This is a genomic window from Mycobacterium asiaticum (genome assembly GCF_001673315.1).
In the GTDB taxonomy this organism is placed as follows: domain Bacteria; phylum Actinomycetota; class Actinomycetes; order Mycobacteriales; family Mycobacteriaceae; genus Mycobacterium; species Mycobacterium asiaticum_B.
On the sequence record NZ_LZLQ01000126.1, the window covers coordinates 13,496 to 40,014 of the forward strand.

Below are 26,519 nucleotides of genomic sequence, written 5' to 3' on the forward strand. Positions count from 1 at the left end.
GGCTAGGAACGGATACGCGGAATGCCAATGGGCACGGGCACTTTGCGCCCGCCCCGTTCGGTAAACGCGACGGTGGGGTCGGCGGCGTCGGGTGCGTTGACGAAGGAGACGAACCGCGAGAGCTTGTCCGGGTCCTCCAGCACGCCCTTCCACTCGCACTCGTAGTTTTCGACGTGGCGCTCCATGGCGGCCTCGAATTCCGCGGCCAGGCCGAGGGAGTCTTCGCAGACGACTTCGCGCACGTGGTTCAGGCCCAACGACTCCACCCACGGCGCGGTGCGCTGTAGCCGGTCGGCGGTGCGGATGTAGTACACCAGGAAACGGTCGATATAGCGGACCAGTGTCGCGGTGTCCAGGTCGCCGACCAGCAGTTGAGCGTGCTTGGGTGTCATCCCGCCGTTGCCGCCGACGTAGAGGTTCCAGCCCTTTTCGGTGGCGATGATGCCGACGTCCTTGCCGCGCGCCTCGGCACACTCCCGCGCACAACCCGACACGCCCAGTTTGATCTTGTGGGGCGCCCGCAGTCCCCGGTAGCGCAGTTCGAGGTCGATGGCCAGTTGCACCGAGTCCTGCTGCCCATAGCGGCACCAGTCGCTGCCCACGCAGCTTTTCACGGTGCGCAGCGCCTTCCCGTAGGCGTGGCCCGACTCCATGCCGGCGTCGACCAATCGCTTCCAGATCGCCGGGAGTTGATCCACCCGGGCACCGAACATATCGATCCGTTGGCCGCCGGTGATCTTGGTGTAGAGCCCGAAGTCCTGGGCGATCTGGCCGATCAGGATCAGGTGCTCTGGCTTGATGTCGCCGCCCGGGACTCGCGGCACCACCGAGTAGCTGCCGTTCTTCTGGATATTGGCCAGGAAGTGGTCGTTGGAGTCCTGCAGCGCAGCTTGTTCGCCGTCCAGGATGTGGTCGGATCCGGTGGACGCCAGGATGGAGGCGACGACGGGTTTGCAGATGTCGCAACCTTTTCCGCGACCGAAGCGCTCCAGCATCCCGGAGAAGGTGCGGATCTCGGTGGCCGCGATGATCTCGAACAGCTCGGCGCGGGATTGGCTGAAGTGCTCACACAGCGCCTTGGACTGCACCACGCCCTCGGCTTCGAGCAACTGCTTGAGCAGCGGCACACAGGACCCGCACGATGTCCCCGCCGAGGTGCATGCCTTCAGCGCGGGCACGTCAGCGCATCCGTCGGCGATCGCGCACTTCAGGTCGCCCTTGGTGACGTTGTTGCAGGAGCAGATCTGCGCGGTGTCCGGCAATGCCCCGATGCCCAGGGTCCCGGCCCCGTCGGCCGATCCGGCCGGTGCGATCAGCGCCAGCGGGTCACCGGGCAACTCGCTGCCGACCATCGGGCGCAGCACCCCGTAGGACGACGCGTCGCCCACCAGCACCCCGCCCAGCAGTGTCTTGGCGTCATCGGACAGCACCAGTTTGGCGTAGGTGCGGTTGACCGCGTCGTTGATGACGACCTCGAGGCAGTCCTCGGTGGTGCCCATCGCATCACCGAAGCTGGCGACGTCCACGCCGAGCAGTTTGAGCTTGGTGGACAGATCAGCTTCGGGGAATTCCGCTACGCCGTCGAGCAACCGGTCAGCCACCACTTCAGCACTGGTGTACCCCGGTCCGACCAGCCCGTAGCACCGGCCCTCGATGGCGGCGACCTCACCCACCGCGAAAATGTCGGGATCGCTGGTGCGGCAGGACAAATCGGTCAGAACGCCGCCGCGCGGCGCGACCTCCAGACCGGCCGACCGCGCCAACTCGTCGCGGGGCCGGATACCCGCGGCGAAGATCACCAAGCCCGCATCGATGACCTGCCCGTCGGACAAGCTGACCCGAGCCGACTTGGATCCATCCGAATTATCCACGTATTCAATGGATTCGGTGCCGGTTCCGACGTGGATGTCAATCCCGAGATCACCGATCATCCTGGCCAGCAGTGCGCCACCCGCCTCGTCGATCTGCTGGGCCATGAGCCGCGGCATCATCTCGACGACGTGTGTCTGCAACCCGAACTGGCGCAGCGCATTTGCCGCCTCCAAACCCAGCAGGCCGCCGCCGATCACAACGCCCGCGCGGTGGGTGTACTCCACCGCCCGCAGCGCGTCGGCGCGAATGCCGTCGAGGTCGTCCAGGGTGCGGTAGACGTGACAGATCGGAAGGTCGTGACCGGTCACCGGCGGGACGAAAGCGTACGACCCGGTAGCCACCACCAGCGTGTCATACGCGTGACGGTCGCCGTCGGCGGTAACCACTGCCTTTGTCCCACGGTCGATTTCGACCACCCGGGTGTTGAGCAGCAATTCCACTTGGTGGTCGGCGGCGTAGTCATTACCGGGCAGCGCCACCAGACTCCGGTCCCAATTTTCGGTGTAAGAAGTCAGGCCGACGCGGTCGTAGGCTGCATCCGCTTCCTCGGCCAGCACGGTGATCAGCCAGCTATTGCTGGTGTCCCGGGCTCGCAGCGCCTCGACGAACCGGTGGCCCACCATGCCGTGACCGACCACGACGACACGCCGCACATCAGGGCGCACGGGAGTAGTTCCGGCAGAAGACATGCCAAGAGACTACGAAGCCGATGTTGCAAGAAATGACATCGAATGTGACGCACGCATCACGCCGCCATCACGCCTGGCAAGTGTCTGTGTGACACCTTTCGCTGCGAGCGAACTCCCAGGTGGAACTTTAGCGTAGGTGACTCATGTTTTATGAGTATCCGACCGATTCAGCGTCGGGCACAGCTAACTCACAACGAAGATTAAGGAGTTATCCATGAGCAATCTGGCCTTGTGGTCGCGTCCGGCGTGGGACACCGACCGGTGGCTGCGGGACTTTTTCGGTCCGGCCTCGGCGGACTGGTTCAAGCCGGTGAACACGGGTTTCAGCCCGGCCGCCGAGATCGTCAAGGACGGTGACGACGCGGTAGTCCGCCTCGAGTTGCCCGGTGTCGATGTCGACAAGGACGTCAACGTGGAGGTCGACGGGGGTCGCCTGGTCATCCACGGCGAACACCGTGACGAGCATTCGGAGGATAAGGACGGACGCACCCTGCGGGAGATCCGGTACGGGTCGTTCCGTCGCTCCTTCCAGCTGCCACCCCATGTCACCGGTGAGGCGATCGCAGCGTCGTACGACGCCGGTGTCCTGACCGTGCGGGTCGCGGGGGCATACGCACCGGCGAATCAGGCGCAGCGGATCGCCATCACGAAGTAACCCTGCGCAAGCCGCCGAGACATCCCTGGTGTCTCGGCGGCTTTGCCGTCAGCACAAGCAGGGCCCAGGCATGGCCACGACGATGTCCGGTGCTTTCTGGAGAGAGCGGATAGTATCGGTTGACGTACTGTGATCCGTAACACCTTCAGCCCCAGGGAGCATCCTTTGTCCACGACTACTGAACTCACCGAGCTGCACGACCTCATGCGGGGGCTGCGGCGGTGTGTTACGTCGCTGAAAGCACGGTACGGAGACAACCCGGCCACGCGGCGCATCGTCATCGACGCCGACCGAATCCTCAGCGACATCCAGCTACTGGACACCGACGTGGCTGAGTTGGACCTCAGCCGCGCCACTATCCAGCAGTCCGGCGAGAAGATCACCATCCCTGACACCCAGTACGACAGCGACTTCTGGCGCGATGTCGACGACGAGGGTGTCGGAGGTCACAGCCGGTACTGACCCGTGACGCCCGGCTAAGTAACGGGCGGTTCCCCTGTGTAACCTTCGGACTAACAGCCCGTTCGAAGAGGAACACAAATTTAGATGAGCGCACCAACGGCGAGCCGTTCTGAGTCCGGCGTCTTCTCACCTACGCGCGCCAAAATCGCGCAGAAGACGCTCCGCCCAGAGAAATGGTGGCTGCAGCCGCTGCGGATCAACTTGGGCTTCGCGGCATTCGTCATCTACGCGACGGCACGTGCTTTCCAGCAGGAGCACTTCTACGTTCACCAGTACCACTACCTGACGCCGTTCTACTCGCCGTGCGTCAGTACTGCCTGCGGAGAAGCCAGCGAATTCTGGCCGCAGATCCTGCCGGACGTGTGGTGGCTACCGTACGCGGCGCTGACGCTGCCGTTCCTGCTGCTGTTCCGGCTGACCTGCTATTACTACCGTGGCGCTTACTACCGCACGGTGTGGCAGTCGCCCACGGCGTGCGCGGTGGCCGAGCCTCGGGTGCACTACACCGGTGAGACCAAATTCCCGCTGATCGTCCAGAACACGCACCGCTACTTCTTTTATATCGCCGGGATCATTTCGGTGATCAACACTTACGACGCGATCGTCGCCTTCCATTCCGAGGACGGGCCAGGAGGATTCGGCTTCGGTCTTGGCAATTTGATCCTGCTCGGCAACGTCATCATGTTGTGGATCTACACGCTGTCCTGCCACTCGTGCCGCCACGTTACCGGCGGACGCCTCAAGCACTTCTCCAAACACCCTGTGCGGTATTGGATCTGGGAGCAGATCAGCAAGATCAACACGCGGCACAAGCAGTTCGCGTGGATCACCCTGGGCACGCTGATGCTGACCGACTTCTACGTCATGCTGGTGGCCAGCGGCACCATCTCCGACTTGAGATTCATTGGCCACTGAGCCAATTCATCAATTTGTACAAAAGCTGAGTGAGGTTTCATGGTTGAGGTCGAACGGCATGCCTACGACGTAGTCGTGATCGGTGCCGGCGGCGCTGGATTGCGGGCGGTCATCGAAGCGCGGGAACGGGGCCAGAAGGTCGCTGTCGTGTCCAAGTCGCTGTTCGGTAAGGCCCACACCGTCATGGCCGAGGGCGGCTGTGCGGCTTCGATGGGTAACGCCAACCCGAAGGACAACTGGCAGACCCACTTTGGCGACACCATGCGCGGCGGCAAGTTCCTCAACAACTGGCGGATGGCCGAGCTGCACGCCAAGGAAGCGCCGGACCGGGTGTGGGAACTGGAGACCTACGGCGCGCTGTTCGACCGCACGAAAGACGGCCGAATCAGCCAGCGCAACTTCGGTGGTCACACCTACGCGCGTCTGGCTCACGTCGGCGACCGCACCGGACTGGAATTGATCCGCACCATGCAGCAGAAGATCGTTTCGCTGCAGCAGGAGGACTACGCCGAGTTCGGCGATTACGACGCACGCATCAGAGTGTTCGCCGAGTGCACGATCACCGAGTTGATCAAGGACGGCGATTCGATTGCCGGTGCGTTCGGTTATTGGCGGGAGACCGGCAAGTTCATCCTGTTCGAGGCCCCAGCGGTGGTGCTGGCCACCGGCGGCATCGGCAAGTCGTTCAAGGTGACGTCCAACTCCTGGGAGTACACCGGCGACGGCCATGCGCTGGCGCTGCGGGCCGGCGCGACGCTGATCAACATGGAATTCGTGCAGTTCCACCCCACCGGCATGGTGTGGCCACCGAGCGTCAAGGGGATTCTGGTCACCGAGGGTGTCCGCGGTGACGGCGGTGTGCTGAAGAATTCCGAAGACGAACGCTTCATGTTCGGCTACATCCCGTCGGTGTTCAAAGGCCAGTACGCCGAAGACGAGCAAGAGGCCGACGCCTGGCTCAAGGACAACGACTCCGCCCGTCGCACCCCGGACCTGCTGCCGCGTGACGAGGTCGCGCGCGCGATCAACTCCGAGGTGAAAGCGGGCCGCGGCACCCCGCACGGCGGCGTCTATCTCGACATCGCATCCCGGCTGACGGCCGAGGAGATCAAGCGGCGGCTGCCCTCGATGTATCACCAGTTCAAGGAACTGGCGGGCGTCGACATCACCAAGGAGCCGATGGAAGTCGGACCCACCTGCCACTACGTAATGGGCGGGGTCGAGGTCGACGCGGACACCGGAGCGGCCAAGGTGCCCGGATTGTTCGCCGCGGGTGAGTGCTCGGGCGGCATGCACGGCTCCAACCGACTGGGCGGCAATTCCCTGTCGGACCTCCTGGTGTTCGGGCGGCGCGCCGGCATGGGAGCCGCCGACTACGTGCAGGCGCTCGGCAACCGTCCAGCCGTTTCGGACGATGCGATCGACCAAGCCGCCAAACAGGCGCTCAAGGTCTTCGACCCGCCGACCGATGGCTCGGCACCGGAGAATCCGTACGCCCTGCAGCTGGATCTGCAGCACGTGATGAACGACCTGGTCGGCATCATCCGCAAGGAAGACGAGATCACCAAAGCCCTGGGGTTGCTGGATGAGCTCTGGAAGCGTTACCAGAAGGTGCAGGTAGAGGGCGGCCGCGAGTACAACCCTGGTTGGAACCTCGCGATCGACCTGCGCAACATGCTGCTGGTCAGCGAATGCGTGGCCAGGGCGGCGCTGGAACGCACGGAGAGCCGCGGCGGCCACACCCGCGACGACCACCCCGGCATGGACTCCAGCTGGCGCAAAACGCTGCTGGTCTGCCGGGTCAACAACGCCGAGGTGGACGGTCCGCACATCGACATCAGCCGCGAGCCGCAAGTGCCGATGCGCCAAGACCTGCTCGAGCTCTTCAAGATCTCGGAATTGGAGAAGTACTACACCGACGAAGAGCTCGGCGAGCATCCGGAACGGAGAGCGTAATGGGATACAACGCGAGCATGCAGGTCTGGCGCGGCGACGATCACGGCGGTGCGCTCGAGGATTTCACCGTCGAGGTCAACGAGGGTGAGGTGGTGCTGGACGTCATCCACCGTCTGCAGCAGACCCAGACCCCTGACCTCGCAGTGCGCTGGAACTGCAAGGCGGGTAAGTGCGGATCCTGCTCGGCTGAGATCAACGGCAAGCCGCGCCTGATGTGCATGACCCGGATGTCGACGTTCGACGAGAACGAGGTCGTCACGGTCACCCCCATTCGCACCTTCCCGGTGATCCGCGACCTGGTCACCGACGTGTCCTTCAACTACGAGAAGGCGCGCGAGATCCCGTCCTTCACGCCGCCCAAAGACCTACAGCCGGGTGAGTACCGGATGGCGCAGGTGGATGTGCAACGGTCCCAGGAATTCCGGAAGTGCATCGAGTGCTTCCTCTGCCAGAACGTCTGCCACGTGATCCGTGACCACGAGGAGAACAAGCAGGCGTTCGCGGGGCCGCGCTACTTGATGCGAATCGCCGAGTTGGAGATGCACCCGCTGGACACCCTGGACCGGCGAGATCTCGCTCAGGAGGAGCACGGTCTCGGCTACTGCAACATCACCAAGTGCTGCACCGAGGTCTGCCCAGAGAACATCAAAATCACCGACAACGCGCTTATTCCGATGAAGGAACGAGTCGCCGGCCGCAAGTACGACCCGGTCGTGTGGCTGGGCAACAAGCTGTTCCGCCGCTAAGGGACCCTAGGCGGGCGTCCCTAGACGCCGAGCCTGCGGAAGGCGCTGCGGTGAAACACGATCGGCGTCACCTCGGCGTCGACCGTGACCTCACTGACCCGCAGCACCACGATGGTGTGGTCGCCGGCGGGAATCAGCTGCTCGATCGCGCTCTCCAACCACAGCGCGGTGCCCTTGATGAAGACGGCCCCGGATTCGCTGGACACCGTTTCCAGGTTGGCGAACCTATCTCCGGTCTTCGCCGCCAACATCCGGGCGGCCTCGTCGTGGCTTTCCCCGAGCACGCTGATACCCAACATCGGCACGCCCTTGAGTTTGGGCCAGGTCGTCGAGGTGTTCTGGACGCAGAACGACACCAGCGGCGGATCGAGGGAGACGGGCACGAACGTGCTGGCCGCAAGACCTTCCCGAATGCCGTTGATCTCGGCGGCGATGGCCACCACACCGGATGGGAAATGGCCGAAGGCCTCGCGCAGTGACAGCGGCGTCAGATTGTTGTTCGAAGTCACCGGACTTTTCTGCCCCTCGCGCCGAGAACGGGATTCTCGATTCGAGCCTACCTTGTGCATATTGATGGGCGGCAGCCACATCGCAGCAACCACATCAGGGTGCGCGAGCAGTCCGGCTTTCAACGTTTCGGCCGTATCGGGAGCAAATGGACCGTAGCCGGCGCGAGTGAGCTTCGCCCGATCCTCTGTGTGGGATTAGCCCGATCCTCCGGGTGGGATTCGCCCGATCCTGCCGCGCGGGCCCTCGGGTCTAGCGGAAGCCGTGACGAGCCCCACATTTTTCCTAGGATTTCATCATCGCCGCAGGTCATGGCGCATACCGGGCATGCAACCGGCGCCTTCCCAACCGGTTGGTTAGTTAGACAGTGGAATCTAGCTCACATTCGCTTGCGTTCAAGTTACCGATGGGTATATTTTGACAGTGTTACTGGTGGGTAACTTAGCCCTAGTACCCAACCACAAGTGGCATTCTCAATGAGGAGGAACCTTAAGTGAGCCACTACAAAAGCAACGTTCGTGACCAGGAATTCAACCTCTTCGAGGTACTGGGCGTTGACAAGGCTTTAGGTCAAGGCGAATTCAGCGATCTGGACGCCGACACAGCCCGCGAGATGCTGGCAGAGATCAGCCGCCTGTCCGAGGGGCCCGTCGCCGCATCGTTCGTCGACGGTGACCGCAACCCGCCGGTATTCGACCCCGCAAAGCACGAAGTGACGTTGCCGGAGTCGTTCAAGAAGTCCGTCAACGCGGTCATCGAAGCCGGCTGGGACAAGGCAGGCCTGGATGAAGAACTTGGCGGCATGCCGATGCCCAAGGCACTGATGTGGGCCCTGCACGAGCACCTCCTCGGCGCCAACCCCGCCGTCTGGATGTACGCCGGCGGCGCCGGATTCGCCCAAATTCTCCACCACCTCGGGACCGAGGAGCAGAAGAAGTGGGCAGTGCTGGCCGCCGAGCGCGGTTGGGGTTCCACCATGGTGCTCACCGAGCCGGATGCCGGCTCCGACGTGGGCGCCGGCCGCACCAAGGCCACTCAGCAGGAGGACGGCACCTGGCACATCGATGGGGTGAAGCGATTCATCACCTCGGGCGACTCCGGTGACCTGTTCGAAAACATCTTCCACCTGGTCCTGGCCCGCCCCGAAGGCGCCGGCCCGGGCACCAAGGGTCTGTCGCTGTTCTTCGTACCGAAGTTCCACTTCGACCCCGAGACTGGCGAGCTGGGTGAGCGCAACGGCGTTTACGTCACAAACGTCGAGCACAAGATGGGCCTGAAGGTCTCGGCCACCTGCGAGCTGTCGCTGGGTCAGCACGACAAGCCGGCGGTCGGCTGGCTGGTCGGCGAGGTCCACGACGGTATCGCCCAGATGTTCGAGGTCATCGAGCAGGCTCGCATGATGGTCGGCACCAAGGCCATCGCCACCCTGTCGACCGGCTACCTCAACGCGCTGGAGTACGCCAAGTCCCGCGTGCAGGGCGCCGACCTCACCCAGATGACCGACAAGACCGCGCCGCGCGTGACAATCACGCACCACCCGGACGTACGTCGGTCGCTGATGACCCAGAAGGCCTACGCCGAAGGCCTGCGGGCCCTCTACCTGTACACCGCCACCTACCAGGACGCGGCGGTGGCTGAGACCGTGCACGGCGTGAACGCCGAACTGGCCGCCAAGGTCAACGACCTGCTGCTGCCGATCGTCAAGGGCGTCGGCTCCGAGCAGGCCTACGCCAAGCTCACCGAGAGCCTGCAGACCTTCGGTGGGTCCGGCTTCCTGCAGGACTACCCGATCGAGCAGTACATCCGGGACGCCAAGATCGACTCGCTGTACGAAGGCACCACCGCCATCCAGGCGCAGGACTTCTTCTTCCGCAAGATCGTCCGCGACAAGGGTGTGGCGTTGGCTCACATCTCGAATGAGATCCAGCAGTTCGTCGACAGCGAGTCCGGCAACGGACGGTTGAAGGCCGAGCGCGCGCTGCTGGCCAAGGCGCTGACCGATGTGCAGGCGATGGCGGCCACGCTGACCGGCTACCTGATGTCGGCACAGGAGGATGTCACCAGCCTCTACAAGGTGGGCCTGGGCTCGGTGCGGTTCCTGATGAGCGTCGGTGACCTGGTGATCGGTTGGTTGCTGCAGCGTCAGGCCGCGGTGGCCATCGAAGCGCTGGACGCCGGCGCGACCGGATCCGAGCGGTCCTTCTACGAAGGCAAGATTGCGGGGGCGTCGTTCTTTGCCAAGAACTTCCTGCCGTTGTTGACCAGCACCCGTGAGGTGATCGACACCCTGGACAACGACATCATGGAGCTGGACGAAGCCGCGTTCTAAGCATCAGCACGAAGATCCCCCGCTTCCGTATGGAGGCGGGGGATCTTTGCTTTGCGGTTGCGTTGCGTCGCGCCACGACGCGACACTGACACCAGGCACACGACACACCGTCAATCGCATGCGAGCTTTCAATCTCGGCGGCGGCTGGGGACTGGCTCGCTGGCCAGGATCGGGATGAAGGACCGGCACGGCCCGCCCAGATGGACGATGCGCCTCGTTTGTCGTCGACACTGACACCAGGCACCCCACACACCGTAAATCGCATGCGAGCTTTCAATCTCGGCGCTGGCAGGCCCAGTCGCGGGAAAAGGCGACTTGCAAAAGGCGACATGCAATAGGCGACAGCCAAAAGGCGACATGGAAAAAAGGCGACATGAAGAAGGCCCAGACATGCAAAAGACCGCCGCTGGAATCCCCTCACTCCAGCGGCGGCCCTTTTCGTTCGCCCGTCTCCGCTGACCGGCGGTCGATCTAGGGATTGCCCCGCGTTGCCGTCGGGGTCGGGGGGTCAGACACCAACACGGGGCTATCCGGACTAGCGAGTACCCAGATGATCCCGCGAATAACCACCCGTCCGAAAATTCTCTTGAGATGATTCCGGTCGCAGGTTATGCCTCCAGGATTGCGGCGACCCCCTGCCCGCCAGCGGCACAGATGGAGATCAGCGCGCGCACCGTCCCCGAACCGTTGGCCTGGGCTTTCTTCTCCGCGACCTGCTTGGCGGCCTGCGCCAGGATCCGTCCGCCGGTGGCAGCGAAGGGGTGTCCAGCTGCCAGGGACGAGCCGTTGACGTTGAGTTTGGACCGGTCGATGGCACCCAACGCGGCGTCCAGGCCCAACCGTTCCTTGCAGTACTCCTCCGATTCCCAGGCCTGCAGGTGAGCCAGCACCACGGAGGCGAACGCCTCGTGGATCTCGTAGAAGTCGAAATCCTGCAGGCTCAGACCGTTGCGGGCGAGCAGCCGCGGCACCGCGTATGTCGGCGCCATCAACAGACCGTCTCTGCCGTTGACGTAGTCCACCGCGGCCGTCTCGGCGTCCACGAAGTAGGCCAGCGGCGACAGCGAGTGCGCCGACGCCCATTCCTCGGTGGAAAGCAGGGCCACCGAGGCGCCGTCGGTAAGCGGCGTCGAGTTACCCGCCGTCATAGTCGCGTCGCCGTTCTTGACGCCGAACACGGGCTTCAGCTTGGCCAGTTTCTCGACGCTGGCGTCAGGCCGCAGGTTGTCGTCGCGGTAGAGGCCCAGGAACGGCGTGACGAGGTCGTCGAAGAATCCCCGGTCGTAGGCGGCGGCCATGTTGTGGTGGCTGGCCACGGCCAACTCGTCCTGGTCCACGCGCTTGATCCCGAGTTCCTTGGCGGTGATCGCGGCGTGCTCGCCCATGGACAGTCCGGTGCGGGGCTCGGAGTTGGCCGGGAGGTCGAGTCCGAGGTTGGCGGGCAACGAGCCCAGCAGCTTGGCCCGCTCGACGTTGGACTTGGACCGGCGCACCTTCAGCAGGGTGCGGCGCAGGTCCTCGCCCAGGCCGATCGGCGCATCCGAAGTGGTGTCCACCCCACCGGCGGCGGCCACCTCGTAGCGGCCGGCAGCGATGCCGTCAGCGGCGGCGATGGCGGCCTGCAGGCCGGTGCCGCAGGCTTGCTGCAGGTCGAACGCCGGCGTGTACGAAGACAGATCGGAGCCCAATACGCATTCCCGGATCAGGTTGAAGTCGCGGCTGTGCTTGAGCACCGCCCCGCCGACCACTGCACCCAGCCGTTCGCCGGACAACCCGAACCGGTCAATCAGACCGCCCAGCGCCGCGATGAACATGTCCTGGTTCGACGCCTCGGCGTAGGCGCGATCGGACCGGCCGAATGGGATCCGGTTGCCACCGAGCACGGCGACCCGTCGCCGGCCCGGGGAACTCTTCTGAGAAGCTTTGGTCTTGGGCTCAGAGCTTGCAGGGGCCACGTTTTTGTCTCCGCTAGTCAGTTGTAAGGGTCAGTTTGGGGTACCCGCGTTATCGGCAATACTACCCACTGTTCTTACTCTGAAGTAAGTTCGACCCCGGATACGGTCCTATACCCGGCCCGCTCGACATGGAAGGCAGCACCAGTGGCCCCCAAGCGCTCGTCCGATCTGTTCACGCAGGTTGTCAACTCCGGCCCCGGCTCGTTCCTGGCCAAGCAACTCGGCGTTCCTCAGCCCGAGCCGCTGCGCCGCTACAGTCCCGATGAACCGCCACTGCCTGGATCGTTGCTGATCGGCGGGGAGGGCCGCGTGGTGGAGCCGCTGCGGGCGGCCTTGGACGCCGACTACGACCTGGTGGGCAACAACCTGGGTGGCCGTTGGGCCGACTCGTTCGGCGGGCTGGTGTTCGATGCCACCGGGATCACCACACCCGATGGCCTCAAGGCGTTGCACGAGTTCTTCACCCCGCTGCTGCGCAACCTCAAGCACAACGCGCGCGTGCTGGTGGTCGGTACCACGCCGGAGGCCGCCGGCAGCACCGACGAGCGGATCGCACAGCGCGCGCTGGAAGGCTTCACCCGGTCGCTGGCCAAGGAAGTGCGCAACGGCACCACAGTGAACCTGGTGTACCTGGCTCCGGACGCCAAGCCGGCGGCAACCGGGCTGGAATCGACCGCGCGGTTCATCCTGTCGGGTAAGTCCGCCTACGTGGACGGCCAGGTCTTCTACGTCGGGGCGGAGGACGCCGCCCCACCGGCCGACTGGGACCGCCCGCTGGACGGCAAGGTGGCCATCGTCACCGGTGCCGCGCGAGGCATCGGTAAGACCATCGCCGAGGTGTTCGCCCGCGACGGCGCCCGCGTGGTGGCGATCGACGTCGAGTCCGCGGAGGAAGCACTGGCCGAAACCGCCAGCAGCGTCGGCGGCACGCCGTTGTGGCTCGACGTCACCGCTGACGATGCGGTCGACAAGATCACCGAGCACCTGCGCGACCACCACGGTGGACGGGCCGACGTCCTGGTCAACAATGCCGGCATCACCCGCGACAAGCTGCTGGCCAATATGGACGACGCCCGCTGGAACGCTGTCCAGGCAGTCAATTTGCTTGCCCCGCAACGGCTTACCGAGGGATTGGTGGAGAACGGCACCCTCGGCGAAGGGGGCCGCGTGATCGGCCTGTCCTCGATGGCCGGTATCGCCGGCAACCGCGGCCAGACGAATTACGCCACCACCAAGGCCGGCATGATCGGGCTCACCCAGGCACTGGCACCCGTACTGGCCGAAAAAGACATCACGATCAACGCCGTCGCACCGGGATTCATCGAGACGGAGATGACCGCCGCGATCCCGTTGGCCACCCGTGAGGTGGCCCGACGGCTCAACTCGTTGTACCAGGGCGGCCAGCCCGTCGATGTCGCCGAAACCATTGCCTACTTCGCCAATCCGGCGTCGAACGCCGTGACCGGCAACACCGTCCGCGTGTGCGGTCAGGCGATGCTGGGCGCTTAGTCATCAACTGAGAGGGAAGCAGTGAACCAACCGAGCGGCCTGAAAAACCTGCTGCGCGCGGCTGCTGGGGCAATGCCCGTGGTGCCGCGTAACGACCAACTGCCCAAGCGCACGGTGACCGTCGAGGAACTGGCTATCGACCAATCCAACGTGGCCGCCTACGCCGCCGTCACCGGGCTGCAATTCGGCAACCATGTCCCGCTGACCTATCCGTTCGCGCTGACGTTCCCCTCAGTGATGTCGCTGGTGACGGGCTTTGACTTTCCTTTTGCCGCAATGGGTTCCATCCACATGGAGAATCACATCACCCAGCACCGACCGATCGGCGTCACCGACACCGTGAACGTGCAGGTGCATGCGGAGAATCTGCGTGAGCACCGCAAGGGACTGCTGGCCGACATCGTGACCGACGTCAACGTGGGCAATGACCTGGCCTGGCATCAGGTCACCACATTCCTGCACCAGCAGCGCACCAGCCTGTCCGACGAACCCAAACCGCCACCGCAGAAGCAGCCGAAACTGCCGCCGCCCAGCACCATCCTGCGTATCAGTCCCGGCCAGATCCGCCGTTACGCGAGTGTCGGCGGTGACCACAATCCGATCCACACCAATTCGGTCGCTGCCAAGTTGTTCGGCTTCCCGACCGTAATCGCCCACGGAATGTTCAGTGCTGCTGCGGTATTGGCCAACATCGAAGGCAGATTGCCCGATGCCGTGCGGTATTCGGTGCGGTTCGGCAAGCCGGTGGTGCTGCCCGCCACCGCGGGCCTTTATGTCGAGGAGGTCGGTGACGGCTGGGATATCGCGCTGCGCCACATCTCCAAGGGTTATCCGCACTTGACCGGCACCCTCCGGAACTTATAGGCGCGACCCGCGACGTTTCACCCAGGTGTTCATTGCGTGCGCCGCGGTAGCGGTCACCAGGAAGACCACGAGCAACCAGATCGGCGGCCGAGCCAGCTCCCACACGAACAGCCCGGCCCATATCGGTGAGCCCTGGGTGACAGCGAGGACCCCGGCGGCACCGGCCAACGAGACCGTCGGAACGTGCAGGTGCGTACCCGCGGCCGCGTTAATCGCCAGCACCAGTAGCGATCCCGCCGCCGCACCGGTGGCCAATGACGGCGTGAGCAGCCCGCCCGCTCCCCCGGTACGCAGAAACAGTGCGGTGAGAAGCGGCTTCAACACCAGGATGGCCGCCGCCGCCGACAGCGTCATCCCACTGGCAAGACTGACCGCAAGGATGCTCTTGCCGTTACCGGGCAGTTCGGGCCACCAGTGCGCACAGATCCCGGTCACCAGCCCAGCAGCGGCCAGCGCGGGGATCAACAGCCAGCTGCGAATCATGTGACGCGGCCGCGCCGCGTCGATGACGCGGTTGAACGCCATACCGACCGCGCAGGCCAGCGGTGCCAGGATCAAGCCGTGCGCAGTCAGCGAATACGTCGATTCTGCACTCGGCCAGTCGAGTACGGGCCGGTCGTGCGTGACGGCCGAACCGACGGCAACGGCCAGGCTGGACGTGATCAACGCCGCCCCAACCGCACGGGGTTGCCAGGTGTTCAGCAGGATGCGCAGGGTGAACAGGGCACCGGCCAGGGGAACCGCGTAGACCGCACCCAACCCGGCACCGGCCGCTGCGGCCAGCAGCACCTCCCGCTCAGCCGCAGATAGTCGTTTGAGCCATCCGGTGCTGAAATCCGCTAACACAGCGGCGAATTGGCGGGGTGCGCCTTCCCGGCCCAACGATGCGCCGGAACCGACCAACACAATCTGCAGCAGGGCGTCAATGCTCCACGGCACACGCGGTATCCGCTCCCGGCGGGCGATGGTTGCGCCCAGCGACGGCACATCATTCCTGCGCCGCAGCAACCACCAACCGAACCCGGCCAGTGCGGCGCCCAAGGCAGGAGCCACCGCGCGCCGGATTGGGCTGCTGCCGGCGATCCCGGCCAACAGCGAGCCGAAAGTGTAGTGATACGTCAGGTGTTCGACGAAGCGCAGCACCAGCGTGGTGCACAACCCGGCGATTCCGGCCAACAGGCCGACAATGACCACGGCACAGAAGAAGTCGAGGTTGCGCCGCACGCCCGCCGACATCGATTGCGCCTAGCGACCCGGCAGGCCCCGCAGCCCCGCCCAGAACAGGTCGATCATCATCTCGGCTGCCGCGTCGACTTCGATGTCGCCGACGGAAAGTCGGGTGGCCACAGCCTCACCCGCACCCACCAAAGCCACTGCCATGATCTCGATTTCGGCGTCAGACCGTGGACTGCGGGTGCCCGCCTGCACCAATCGAGCCACCAATTCGATGATCTGCTCGCGGCCTTCACGAACCGTGTGGGCGAACGTCTGTGAGCTGGTGGCCTGGGTGTACATCACGATCCAGGACGCCCGGTTTTCGTCGATGTAACGCAGGAATGCCCCGATGGTGTTGCGTAGCATGTCTTTTGGGCTCTGACGGAAGTCGATGCCGATACGCACCCCGTCGATGAACCGGGCCATCTCACGGTTAAGGCACGCGCCGAACAGGTCTTCCTTGGAGCCGTAGTAGAGATAGAGCATGGGTTTGGAGATCTGCGCCTGTGCGGCGATGGTGTCCATGGAAGTCTCGTGATACCCGTTGACCGAGAACATTTGTACGGCCGCGTCGAGCATCTGCTGCTCGCGGACTGCACGCGGTAGCCGTTTGGTGCCGCCTGCCATCGTCACCCACCTCCTTAGCCCGCCTATCTGACTCTAAGGTAGGAAAGGACTAGCGGCCACACGTGGCATTGACGCGCTTCATGGCCGCGACCCGCACCAGCGATTCGTCGACCCGCTGCACCGACAAGTCCCCAGCGTTAACCGCCTGCTCCAAGCGATCCAGCACCGCAGGCACTTCCTTGGTGGTGATCCACAACGCAACGTCGGAGCCGGCCTGCAGTGTCTTCAACACCGCCTCCGTCACACCGAACCGGTCGGAGATCGCGGCCATGCTGGACAGGTCGTCGCTGAACACCGGGCCGTCGAACGGCGGACCGCCGTAACCGGTTCCCTCGCGCAGCAACTTGACTGCCTCCGGGCTCAGACTGGCAGGTTCGGTGCCGGTCAACCCGGGCACCTGCAGGTGACCGATCATCACGGCAACCGGTGCCGCTCTCAGCAGCGTGCGATAGGGCACCAGGTCGTTGCCGACCAGTTCAGACAACGTCGGCGTGGTCACGCCACCGGTGTGGGAATCGCCGGAGCCGTGGCCGTGCCCGGGAAAGTGCTTGAGCACCGGCAGCACGCCGGCATCACGCAGGCCCTGCGCGTAGGCGCCGGCCCACTCGGTCACTTTGGCGGGATCCGGCCCGAACGAGCGGTCACCGATGACGGTGTCGTCTGGGGCGTCGGTCACGTCGACTACCGGCGCGAAGTCGATGGTGATGCCCAGGTCCTTCATCTTGCGGCCCCGCTCAGCCACCAGATCGTGCACCTGCTGGGAGGTCATCGTCTGACCCATCTCCTTGGCCGTCGGGCCTCGGCCGCCCAGCAACGTCCGCAACCGGGACACCCGGCCGCCCTCTTCGTCGACACCCACCGCGAGTGGCAGCGGTATCGCGGCGTTGGCGATCTCAGCAAGCGGGCCGGGGAGCATGGTCAGGTCGGTGTCGCTGTCGATGATGATGCCGCCGACGTGGAAATCGTTGACGACGGCCTTGGCGTCGGCGGCATTCTTTACGCCGACCATCAACAGCTGGGCCAGCTTGTCGCGCAGGTTCGGGATGGCTGCGGGGACGGCGGGCGGGTCGGCACACACTCGCGGGCCCGGGGCGGCGGCCGGGGTGGAGATAGCGGTCGACGAGCTGGGGGTAGTGGTGGTCGAGGGGCCCGGTTTGGTGCCGCCGTGGCAGCCCGCCACCAGCGCTGATGCGACGGCAAGGACGGCCAGGGTGCGGGGGAAAGCCATCCGGACATGCTGTCACGGGGGGTTTCACCGCGCGGTCCGGGGGGCAAATCCCTGATATGCCCGGGTTTTCGCTGGCGGCCGCATTCAGCGTCGTCGCCGGCCTGTCGTTGGGCGCCGCCGCGACCGTCGGCGTGACGCTGATGGCCCAGGAAAGCGAAAGCTCGCCGTCCGTACGCAAGGCACCGGCGCCGGTGGTCTCCACTGTGGTGCAGTACGGCGACCGCTGCCTAGGCTGCTAGGTTGCTCATCTCCGCCCGGCCACGCATGCACTCAAGCCAGGTGCCGTCGTTCTGCTAGGTTGCTCATCCCCGCCCGGCCACGCATGCACTCAAGCCAGGTGCCGTCGTTCTGCTAGGTTGGCTGACTATGAACCGGATCGTCGCGCCCGCTGCCGCGAGTGTCGTCGTCGGCTTATTGCTCGGCGCGGCCGCGATCTTCGGGATCACCCTGATGGTTCAACAGGACACCAGGCCGCCGCTGCCCGGGGGCGATCCGGGGTCGTCGGTGCTCAACCGGGTCGAGTACGGCAACCGTAGCTAGTCAGACGCCGGTCCGGACCGCCGGACGTGCCGTGCATTTGTTGGTAACCCCCCTCTCGCGCCGCTGGTTGGTACTGGTCGGTGCTGTTTCGCTGATCTTGACGTTCCTCCAGGCGCCGGGGCAGGTGTCCCCAGACACCAAACTGGACCTCACCGCCAACCCGCTGCGATTCCTGTCCCGCGCAACCAATCTGTGGAACAGCGAACTGCCATTCGGCCAGTCGCAGAACCAGGCCTACGGGTATCTGTTTCCGCACGGCACGTTCTTCCTGATCGGGCATCTGCTCGGGCTGCCCGGCTGGATCACCCAGCGCCTGTGGTGGGCGGTGCTGCTCACTGTCGGGTTCTGGGGGCTGCTGCGGGTGGCCGAAGCGCTGGGCATCGGCAGCCCGTCGTCACGGGTGCTCGGGGCGGTCGCGTTCGCGCTGTCGCCGCGGGTACTGACCACGCTCGGGTCAATTTCGTCGGAGACACTGCCGATGATGCTGGCGCCATGGGTGCTGCTGCCGACGATCCTCGCCTTGCGCGGCACGTCGGGCCGTTCTGTACGGGTGCTGGCCGGCCAAGCCGGGCTGGCGGTGGCGCTGATGGGCGCGGTCAACGCCATCGCAACGATCGCCGGTTGCCTGCCCGCGGTCATCTGGCTGGCGTGTCATCGGCCGAATCGACGCTGGCGGCGATATGCCGGATGGCTGCTGCTGGCCGGCGCCATCGCGGTGCTGTGGTGGGTGGTGGCGCTCAGCCAGCTGCGGGGGGTGAGTCCGCCGTTCCTGGACTTCATCGAATCCTCCGGCGTGACGACGCGATGGTCCTCGCTGGTGGAGCTGCTGCGCGGCACCGACAGTTGGACGCCGTTCGTCGCGCCCAATGCCACCGCGGGCGCTCCGCTGGTCACCGGGACGGTGGCGATTCTGGGCACCTGCCTGGTGGCGGCGGCGGGATTGGCCGGCCTGGCCAGCGCCGGGATGCCGGCCCGCGGCCGGCTGGTGACCATGCTGCTGGTCGGGGTGGTGTTGCTGGCCGTCGGATACAGCGGCGGGCTGGGCTCGCCCCTGGCCCACCAGGTGCAGGCGTTCCTGGACGCAGCCGGCACTCCGCTGCGCAACGTACACAAACTCGGACCGGTGATTCGGATACCACTGGTCCTCGGGTTCGCGCATCTGCTGGGCCGGCTTCCGCTACCGGGTAGCGCGCCGAAGTCGGTGTGGCGCAACGCGCTTGCGCATCCAGAGCGGGACAGTCGGATGGCCGTCGGAATCGTCGCACTCGTAGCACTGACGGTGAGCACGTCGCTGGCATGGACCGCACGGCTTACCCCGCCGGGCACGTTCCGCGCGATACCCGACTATTGGCACGAGGCTGCCGACTGGTTGGACCAGCACCAGAACGGACGGGTCTTGGTGGTGCCCGGCGCGCCCTTCGCCACACAGGTGTGGGGCACCAGCCACGACGAGCCCCTGCAGGTGCTGGGCAGCAGCGCGTGGGGCGTGCGCGACTCCATTCCCCTTACCCCGCCGCAAACCATCCGCGCGATGGACTCGGTGCAACGCCTGTTCGCGGCCGGACAACCGTCCGCCGGTCTGGCCGATACCCTTGCACGTCAGGGCATTTCATTTTTGGTGCTGCGTAACGACCTGGATCCCGAGACATCACGGTCAGCGCGGCCGATTCTGGCGCACCGGACGATTGCGGGGTCCCCCGGACTGACCCAGGTGGCCGAGTTCGGCGAGCCGGTGGGCCCGGGCTCGCTGGAGGGCTTCGTCAACGACAGTGGACTGCGCCCGCGGTACCCGGCCGTGCAGATCTATCGGGTCGGTGCGGCGGAGAACCCGGGAGCACCCTACTTCGCCGATACCGATCGACTGCCACGCGTGGACGGCGGACCCGAGGCGCTGCTGCGTCTCGACGAACGGCGACGGTTGTCAAACCAACCGCCCCTGGGTCCGGTGCTGATGACTCAGGATGCGGCTGCCGCCGGTTTACCGACGCCGCTGGTGACCGTCACCGACACCCCGCTGGCCCGCGAAACTGACTACGGGCGGGTGGATCTGCACTCATCGGCGATCCGGGCGCCCGGCGACGCCCGACACACCTACAACCGGGTGGCGGACTATCCCGTCCCCGGCGCCGACACCGTGTACGGCGGCTGGACCGGCGGTCGCGTCACGGTCTCGAGCGCATCATCGGACTCCACCGCACTGCCCGACGTCGCACCGGCCACCGCGGCCGCCGCGGCAATCGATGGTGACCCGGCCACCGCATGGGTGTCCAACGCGCTGCAGGCCGCTGTCGGGCAGTGGCTGCAGGTGGACTTCGACCATCCGGTGACCAACGCCGTCCTCACGCTGACTCCCAGCGCGACGGCCGTCGGCGCCCAGATCCGCCGGATACTGATCGAAACCGCCAACGGCAGCACCACGTTGCGGTTCGACGAGGCCGGCGAGCCGCTCAGCGCCGCGCTGCCGTACGGCGAGACACCGTGGGTGCGGATTACCGCGGCGGCCACCGACGACGGCTCGGCTGGGGTGCAATTCGGCATCACCGACCTGGCCATCACCCAGTACGACGCGTCCGGGTTCGCCCACCCGGTGCAACTGCGGCACACCGTGTCGGTGCCAGGTCCGCCGCCGGGTGCGGCGATCGCGCGCTGGGATCTGGGCGCCGAGTTGCTGGGCCGCCCCGGCTGCGCGCCGGGACCGAACAACATGCGCTGCGCCGCCTCAATGGCCCTGGCACCGGAAGAGCCCGTCAACCTGAGCCGGACACTGACCGTGCCGAACGAGATGTCGGTGACTCCGACGGTCTGGGTGCGGCCGAGGCAAGGCCCCAAGCTCGCCGACCTGATCGTCGAGCCGGGCAGTGCGCGGGCTCGCGGCGATGCGGATCTGGTCGAGATTCTCGGCTCGGCTTTCGCGGCTACCGACGGTGACCCCGCGACGGCGTGGACGGCGCCGCAGCGGGTGGTGCAACACAAGGATCCGCCGACGATCACGCTCACGCTGCCGCGGGCCACCGAGGTCGCCGGGCTGCGACTGACGCCCAGCCGCTCGACACTGCCCGCGCATCCGACGGTGGTGGGGGTGGACCTGGGTGACGGGCCCCAGGTGCGGTCCGTGACGCCCAACGCTGAAGCGCAGACGCTGTCACTACATCCTCGCGTGACCGACACCGTCACGGTGAGCCTGCTCGACTGGCAAGACATCATCGACCGCAACGCGCTGGGCTTCGACCAACTCAAGCCGCCCGGTCTAACCGAGATCGTTGCGCTGGGCGCCGACGGCAAGCCGATCGCTGCTGCCGACGCCGCCCGCAATCGCAGCCGGGAGGTCACGGTCGACTGCGAGCACGGACCGGTCGTCGCGGTGGCGGGCCGGTTCGTCCACACCTCGATCCGGACCACGGCGGGGGCGCTGCTGGACGGTGGACCGATCGCAGCAACACCGTGCGAACCCGACCCCATCACTTTGCCCGCCGGACAGCAAGAGTTGTTGATCAGCCCAGGTGCCGCGTTCGTCGTGGACGGGGTACAGCTGTCCGGGGCAGCGGAGTTAACCAGTGCCGCAATGGCTTCCGCGGACATCGGCGGGTGGGGACCGGACCGGCGCGAGGTCCGGGCATCGTCTTCGCCGACCTCACGCGTGTTGGTGATACCGGAAAGCATCAACCCCGGCTGGGTGGCCCGCAGCCGTGACGGCGCTCGGTTGACGCCGGTGGCGGTGAACGGCTGGCAGCAGGGTTTCGTGGTGCCGGCCGGGGATCCCGGCACCATCACGCTCACCTTTGCGTCCAACGCGGTGTACCGGGCCGGCCTGGCTGTCGGACTGTGCCTGCTGCCGCTGTTGGTGCTGCTGGCGTTCTGGCGGCGGCGACCGGTGGCCGACGACGATCCCGCGTCCGTTCCGTGGACACCGGGGCCGTGGGCGGCGGTGTCGCTGTTGGGGGCCGGGGCATTGATCGCGGGTGTACCCGGTTTCCTGGTCACCGGGACGGCGGTGGGTGTGCGGTACGCGCTGCGAGACCGCGAGCGTCTGTTGGAGCGGCTGACAATCGGGTTCAGCGCAGGGGGTCTCATCCTGGCCGGCGCCGTGCTGTCACGGCATCCGTGGCGCTCAGTGGACGGATACGCCGGACATTCCGCGAGTGTTCAACTGCTGGCACTGATTTCGGTTGCCGCGGTAGGCGCTTCGGTGATCCGGTTCGGGGGTGCGGCGCGGCTGGGTGGCGAGGGACCTGAGGTTGTGGATGGCACCCATGATGCTGTCTGAGACGACGGGCGGTTGACGAGGCTGTTGGCCGCCAACCGGGTACTGCTGACAGGTTGGCTGTTTTTCTCCCAACTGGTTGACTGAATGCTGAGGAGTTAACGGCCATGGCATGGTTTTCAGCACCCGAATACTGGCTCGGCCGACTTGTGCTCGAGCGGGGCGTGGCGTTCATCTACGTACTTGCGTTCGTGGCGGCCGCGCGCCAGTTCCGCGCCCTGATCGGAGAACGGGGCATGCTGCCGGTGCCGCGTTTCCTCGCGGGTCGGTCATTCTGGCGGTCGCCCAGCATATTTCATCTGCACTACTCCGATCGGATGTTCGCCGGTGTCTCCTGGTTCGGTGCCGCCGTATCGGCGGCCGTGGTCGCGGGTGCGGCCGACGTGATGCCGCTGTGGAGTGCCATGCTGATCTGGCTACTGCTGTGGGTTCTCTACTTGTCGATCGTCAATGTGGGCCAGACGTGGTACGGATTCGGCTGGGAATCCTTGCTTTTAGAGGCAGGGTTCCTGATGATCTTCCTCGGCAATGCGAGGGTCGCGCCGCCCGTGCTGACCTTGTGGTTGGCGCGCTGGCTCCTGTTCCGGGTCGAGTTCGGCGCCGGTCTGATCAAGATCCGGGGCGATCGCTGCTGGCGCGACTTGACCTGTTTGAACTATCACCATGAAACGCAGCCGATGCCGGGACCGCTGAGTTGGTTCTTCCATCACCTGCCCAAGCCGTTGCACCGGGTCGAGGTGGCAGGCAATCACTTTGCGCAACTGGTGGTGCCGTTCGGACTGTTCGCGCCCCAGCCGGTGGCAGGGATAGCCGCGGCCATCATCATCGTCACGCAGTTGTGGTTGGTGTTGTCGGGGAACTTCGCTTGGCTCAATTGGGTGACAATCCTGTTGGCGTTCAGTGCCGTTGATCAGTCCTGGTTGGGTATGACCGTACCGAGGGCCGGGTCGCCGTCGCCGTGGTTTGTCGGTGTGGTGGTCGCGTTCGCAGCGGTGATGGTGTTCCTGAGCTTCTGGCCAGCACGCAACATGATGTCTGCTCAGCAGCGGATGAATGCTTCGTTCAACAGTTTTCATTTGGGCAACACCTACGGCGCATTCGGCAGCATCTGCCGCACCCGCCGCGAGGTGGTGATCGAAGGCAGCGGCGCGGCTTCGGTGACCGGACAGACGGAGGTGACCGGACAGACGGAGGTGACCGGACAGACGGAGTGGAAGGAGTACGAGTTCAAGGGAAAGCCGACCGGGCTGCGCAGGATGCCGCGGCAGTGGGCTCCGTACCATCTGCGCCTGGATTGGCTGATGTGGTTCGCGGCCATCTCACCCGGATATGCGCTGGGCTGGATGACGCCATTCCTGCACCGGCTGTTGCGCAATGACCCGGCGACGCTGCGGCTGTTGCGGCACAATCCTTTCCCGGATGTTCCGCCGCAGCAGGTGCGGGCCCAGTTGTACGAGTATCGCTTCACCACACCGGCAGAACTGCGGCGCGATCATGCGTGGTGGCATCGAACGCTGATCGGTAGTTATGTGCCACCGATCTCCCTGCCGAAGCCTGTGAAGCCAGGCAGGCAAGCGGATTCGGGAGATTGACGCGCGGCGGGTTAGTGGAGTGTGACGCCCAGCGGTGAATCATGTCCGGCCGCGGTCAGGTCCCGTTGTTGTCGTCGTCTTGGTGGTCGTCTTCGTCGTCTCCGTCGGCGAAGAGTTTCTCCGGATGATGAAACGTGTTGACTCGGGGTTGGCCGTGGTCGAGGTGGGGTGGTGGTAGCCATTCGGTTTGGTGGCCGCTGGTGGTGCGGGTGGTCCAGCCGGTTTCGGCGAGTCTGTTGTGGGGGCCGCAGGCCAGGGTGAGGTCGGTGATGTCGGTGCGGGCGGTGGTGGTCCAGCCGGTGACGTGGTGGACTTCGCTGCGGTAGGCCGGGGCGTCGCAGCCGGGTTTGGTGCAGCCGCGGTGCATGGCGGCCAGCATGATCCGTTGGGCCGGGGAGGCCAAGCGTTTGGTGTGGTAGAGCGCCAGGGGTTTGGCGCCGTCGAAGATCGCCAGGTAGTGGTGGGCGTGGCTGGCCATGCGGATCACATCGTTCATGGGGAGCAGGGTGTCGCCGCTGGTGCGGGCTTTGCCGGTGCCGACTTGCAGATCCTTGAGACTAGTGGTGACGATGACCGACACGGGTAGGCCACGGTGTTGACCCAGGTCGCCGGAGGCGAACAGCGCGCGGATCCCGGCCACCAGGGCGTCGTGGTGGCGCTGGCTGGTGCTGCGGGTATCACGGCGCGCGGTCTGTTCGTCGGGTTCGCCATCGACTCGTGGAGCCTCATCGTCGGGGTTGCACATGCCGGGGGCGGCGAGTTTGGCCCAGACAGCCTCCAGCAGTGCGCGTAACTCGGGAGTGATCACACCCGTCAGGCGGGACATGCCATCGGCGTCCTGGGCGCCCAGGGTCAGGCCGCGTTTGCGGGCGCGCTCTTGATCGGAGAAGTCCCCGTCGGGGTGCAGCAGGTCCATCAGGTGGCGGGCGTATGTGGCGACCTGATCGGGCCGGTATTGGCAGGCTTTGGCGGCCAGGTCGGCTTCGGCGGCTTCGCGGGTGAACACGTCCACCGTGGCGGGCAGGTGGTCGAAGAAGTCGCGGATGACTTTGATGTGCCCGTCGCCGATCAAGCCCTCCCGCTGAGCCTGCGCCGTGGCGGTCAGCACCGGCGCCAAGGGCTGTCCGGTCAAGGCGCGGCGCGGCCCGAGGTCTTGGGCGTCGGCGATGCGGCGGCCGGCTTCGGCTTTGGTGATCCGTAACCGGTCCGCCAACGCACCCCGCAGCGTCCCACCCAACTCTTCAGCGCTGGCTTGGGCGTCGACCTCGTTGATCAGGGTGTGCTGCGGGCTGCGTAGGCGGCGGCTCACCTGTTCCAACCGCTCCAACGCCCGCAACCGCTCCCGGGTGGTGAACGCGTCGAACGTCAACGCACAGAACCGATCAACCTCAGCATCGAGTGCATTGAAATGCATTGAAGACCTCGTCAATCTCCTCACGACTACTCGCACCCATGCCTCAAATTCTACGAACAGCTACCGACAAGTTTGGTACGCCGGCGCGCGACTAGACTGTCACGTCTCGGGCACCAAGCCCGCCGTAGCCATCGTTTAATGTGTTGCGTCAGTGCGCATCTGGCCGCCAGGTCTCCGGCAGCAAGGGCAGTCCGGGACCACCGCCGAACTCGTCGCCGGCCAAGGTGGTCAAGCCAGTCGGTCGCGCCGCAACGGAACTTGAAGTCCCGGCGAATCCCATTGCTCCAGCGCCTTTTTCAGATGGCGCATAACGCGGCGACGTGAACTCGTCTTCACTGGCATCGCCGTCCGAATCCAGGAATTCATAACGGTATCCGCGGCCGAGGCCGGCCCGTTGACGTCGAACCGAGCGCACTGCGTCTCGATGGGCAGCCAATACCCCAGGCGCCGCTGCGGTTTCGGAGGCTGTGTCTGTAGCGGCGATGCGAGCACCCATCCCCCAACCGACACCCGGACCGGGGCCCCCCACCAGATAGCTGAAACCTTCGGCGCCCGTCGCCGGGATGGGTGGGCCCGCCGGCGTGGCAGGTGCCGGTACCGTTGGCGCCGTCGACGGAGTCGGCAAGGGTGCGGGTGCAGGCGCCAGCGCCGGGGCGGCCAACAGCAGCGCCGGCGGCGGCAACTGCTGCGTGCCGGTGACCGGCATCGGCGCGGGCGGCACTACCGGGGCGGGCGGCTGCGCCAATCCGGCCAAGCCGGCCAGTCCGCCCAGATTCACGGTCGCCAGGTTGAGGAACGCGGGCAGCAGGAGCGGTGCCATCTGGACGAGAAAGCGCAACGTCCGCAACGTCCAGTTGACAACTCGATAGGTCTGCCACGCAATGAAATACGTGACCAGACCCGGGAAGTTCGCTGGGTTGGTCAGGAATTGCGGGAGATTGGCTTCCAAATATGACAGGGCCTGCTGGTTGCCATTGATGAAGTTGGGCAGGTTCTGCAGATACTGCAGTGGGTTCCAATTGGGTTGGCCCTGACCGGGGATCTGTGTGCCATCGGGACCGAAGATCATCTCCCAGATCTCCTGCGGCGTCGGTAACTGGAATCCGTTACCTCCGCCTCCGCCGCCCGCGCCGATGCCGGTCACCGGCACGCAGCAGTTGCCGCCGCCGGCGCTGCTGTTGGC

Annotated in this window: 19 protein-coding genes and 1 pseudogene; 12 read left to right on the plus strand and 8 right to left on the minus strand. The window is 65.5% G+C overall.

Going from position 1 to position 26,519, the window contains the following annotated elements; genetic code table 11:
* Positions 1-2: 2 nt before the first annotated feature.
* Complete coding sequence (nirB, locus tag A5636_RS20380) at positions 3-2,561, minus strand: nitrite reductase large subunit NirB (RefSeq protein ID WP_081287902.1); 2,559 nt, start codon at positions 2,559-2,561, stop codon at positions 3-5.
* 214 nt (positions 2,562-2,775) lie between these two features.
* On the opposite strand from nirB, the gene A5636_RS20385 reads away from it, so the two are divergent.
* The 5 genes from A5636_RS20385 (at position 2,776) to A5636_RS20405 (ending at position 7,295) form a co-directional block, all read left to right on the plus strand.
* Positions 2,776-3,216, plus strand: a complete 441-nt coding sequence (locus tag A5636_RS20385) for an Hsp20/alpha crystallin family protein (protein WP_065160446.1) — start codon at positions 2,776-2,778, stop codon at positions 3,214-3,216.
* A 165-nt stretch (positions 3,217-3,381) separates the two neighbouring features.
* Positions 3,382-3,678 (plus strand): hypothetical protein, encoded by a 297-nt coding sequence (locus A5636_RS20390; protein ID WP_065160465.1) that lies wholly within the window; start codon positions 3,382-3,384, stop codon positions 3,676-3,678.
* Positions 3,679-3,762: 84 nt separating this feature from the next.
* Positions 3,763-4,593 carry a hypothetical protein gene (locus A5636_RS20395; RefSeq protein WP_065160447.1) on the plus strand — a complete coding sequence of 277 codons (831 nt, stop codon included), beginning with the start codon at positions 3,763-3,765 and terminating at the stop codon, positions 4,591-4,593.
* 39 nt (positions 4,594-4,632) lie between these two features.
* Positions 4,633-6,549 carry a fumarate reductase/succinate dehydrogenase flavoprotein subunit gene (locus A5636_RS20400; protein WP_065160448.1) on the plus strand — a complete coding sequence of 639 codons (1,917 nt, stop codon included), beginning with the start codon at positions 4,633-4,635 and terminating at the stop codon, positions 6,547-6,549.
* Positions 6,549-7,295: a succinate dehydrogenase/fumarate reductase iron-sulfur subunit gene (locus A5636_RS20405; protein ID WP_065160449.1), complete on the plus strand. Its 747-nt coding sequence runs from the start codon at positions 6,549-6,551 to the stop codon at positions 7,293-7,295. Before A5636_RS20400 ends, A5636_RS20405 begins: the two co-directional genes overlap by 1 nt.
* A 20-nt stretch (positions 7,296-7,315) precedes the next feature.
* Here A5636_RS20405 and A5636_RS20410 read toward each other — a convergent pair whose 3' ends face one another.
* Positions 7,316-7,804: a flavin reductase family protein gene (locus A5636_RS20410; RefSeq protein WP_065160466.1), complete on the minus strand. Its 489-nt coding sequence runs from the start codon at positions 7,802-7,804 to the stop codon at positions 7,316-7,318.
* 491 nt (positions 7,805-8,295) lie between these two features.
* On the opposite strand from A5636_RS20410, the gene A5636_RS20415 reads away from it, so the two are divergent.
* Positions 8,296-10,131 (plus strand): acyl-CoA dehydrogenase, encoded by a 1,836-nt coding sequence (locus A5636_RS20415; RefSeq protein ID WP_065160450.1) that lies wholly within the window; start codon positions 8,296-8,298, stop codon positions 10,129-10,131.
* A gap of 608 nt (positions 10,132-10,739) precedes the next feature.
* Here the strand turns inward: A5636_RS20415 and A5636_RS20420 are convergent.
* Positions 10,740-12,086, minus strand: a complete 1,347-nt coding sequence (locus A5636_RS20420) for an acetyl-CoA C-acetyltransferase (RefSeq protein ID WP_065160451.1) — start codon at positions 12,084-12,086, stop codon at positions 10,740-10,742.
* A 144-nt stretch (positions 12,087-12,230) separates the two neighbouring features.
* Between A5636_RS20420 and A5636_RS20425 the strand changes: the two genes are divergently transcribed.
* Positions 12,231-13,595 (plus strand): 3-oxoacyl-ACP reductase, encoded by a 1,365-nt coding sequence (locus A5636_RS20425; protein WP_065160452.1) that lies wholly within the window; start codon positions 12,231-12,233, stop codon positions 13,593-13,595.
* A gap of 21 nt (positions 13,596-13,616) precedes the next feature.
* Positions 13,617-14,459 (plus strand): MaoC/PaaZ C-terminal domain-containing protein, encoded by an 843-nt coding sequence (locus tag A5636_RS20430; RefSeq protein ID WP_065160453.1) that lies wholly within the window; start codon positions 13,617-13,619, stop codon positions 14,457-14,459.
* Here A5636_RS20430 and A5636_RS20435 read toward each other — a convergent pair.
* From A5636_RS20435 to A5636_RS20445, 3 genes are read right to left on the minus strand one after another with little or no spacing between them, the layout of a single operon-like run.
* The gene (locus A5636_RS20435) at positions 14,454-15,695 is read right to left on the minus strand and encodes a chloride channel protein (RefSeq protein WP_065160454.1); all 1,242 of its coding nucleotides are present in this window, start codon (positions 15,693-15,695) and stop codon (positions 14,454-14,456) included. The two genes, A5636_RS20430 and A5636_RS20435, sit on opposite strands and share 6 nt — an antisense overlap.
* Before the next feature lie 9 nt (positions 15,696-15,704).
* The gene (locus A5636_RS20440) at positions 15,705-16,301 is read right to left on the minus strand and encodes a TetR/AcrR family transcriptional regulator (protein WP_065160455.1); all 597 of its coding nucleotides are present in this window, start codon (positions 16,299-16,301) and stop codon (positions 15,705-15,707) included.
* Positions 16,302-16,350: 49 nt separating this feature from the next.
* On the minus strand, positions 16,351-17,529 hold the full coding sequence (locus tag A5636_RS20445) for a glycoside hydrolase family 3 N-terminal domain-containing protein (protein ID WP_065160456.1): 1,179 nt from the start codon (positions 17,527-17,529) through the stop codon (positions 16,351-16,353).
* Positions 17,530-17,585: 56 nt separating this feature from the next.
* On the opposite strand from A5636_RS20445, the gene A5636_RS20450 reads away from it, so the two are divergent.
* The 4 genes from A5636_RS20450 to A5636_RS20465 all read left to right on the plus strand — a co-directional run bounded on the left by A5636_RS20450 (position 17,586) and on the right by A5636_RS20465 (position 23,922).
* The gene (locus tag A5636_RS20450) at positions 17,586-17,768 is read left to right on the plus strand and encodes a DUF2613 domain-containing protein (RefSeq protein WP_065160457.1); all 183 of its coding nucleotides are present in this window, start codon (positions 17,586-17,588) and stop codon (positions 17,766-17,768) included.
* 127 nt (positions 17,769-17,895) lie between these two features.
* The gene (locus tag A5636_RS20455; RefSeq protein WP_065160458.1) at positions 17,896-18,069 is read left to right on the plus strand and encodes a DUF2613 domain-containing protein; all 174 of its coding nucleotides are present in this window, start codon (positions 17,896-17,898) and stop codon (positions 18,067-18,069) included.
* A gap of 40 nt (positions 18,070-18,109) precedes the next feature.
* Complete coding sequence (locus A5636_RS20460; protein ID WP_155763921.1) at positions 18,110-22,333, plus strand: alpha-(1->3)-arabinofuranosyltransferase; 4,224 nt, start codon at positions 18,110-18,112, stop codon at positions 22,331-22,333.
* A 104-nt stretch (positions 22,334-22,437) separates the two neighbouring features.
* A complete protein-coding gene (locus A5636_RS20465; RefSeq protein WP_065160459.1) occupies positions 22,438-23,922 on the plus strand; it encodes a lipase maturation factor family protein in 1,485 nt (494 codons plus the stop codon).
* Positions 23,923-23,977: 55 nt separating this feature from the next.
* On the opposite strand, the gene A5636_RS20470 is transcribed toward A5636_RS20465, so the two are convergent.
* Together A5636_RS20470 and A5636_RS26650 are read right to left on the minus strand one after the other, a co-directional pair.
* Positions 23,978-25,360: an HNH endonuclease signature motif containing protein gene (locus A5636_RS20470; RefSeq protein WP_437339849.1), complete on the minus strand. Its 1,383-nt coding sequence runs from the start codon at positions 25,358-25,360 to the stop codon at positions 23,978-23,980.
* A 124-nt stretch (positions 25,361-25,484) separates the two neighbouring features.
* A pseudogene (locus tag A5636_RS26650) lies at positions 25,485-26,519 on the minus strand (PPE family protein); the annotation flags it as partial.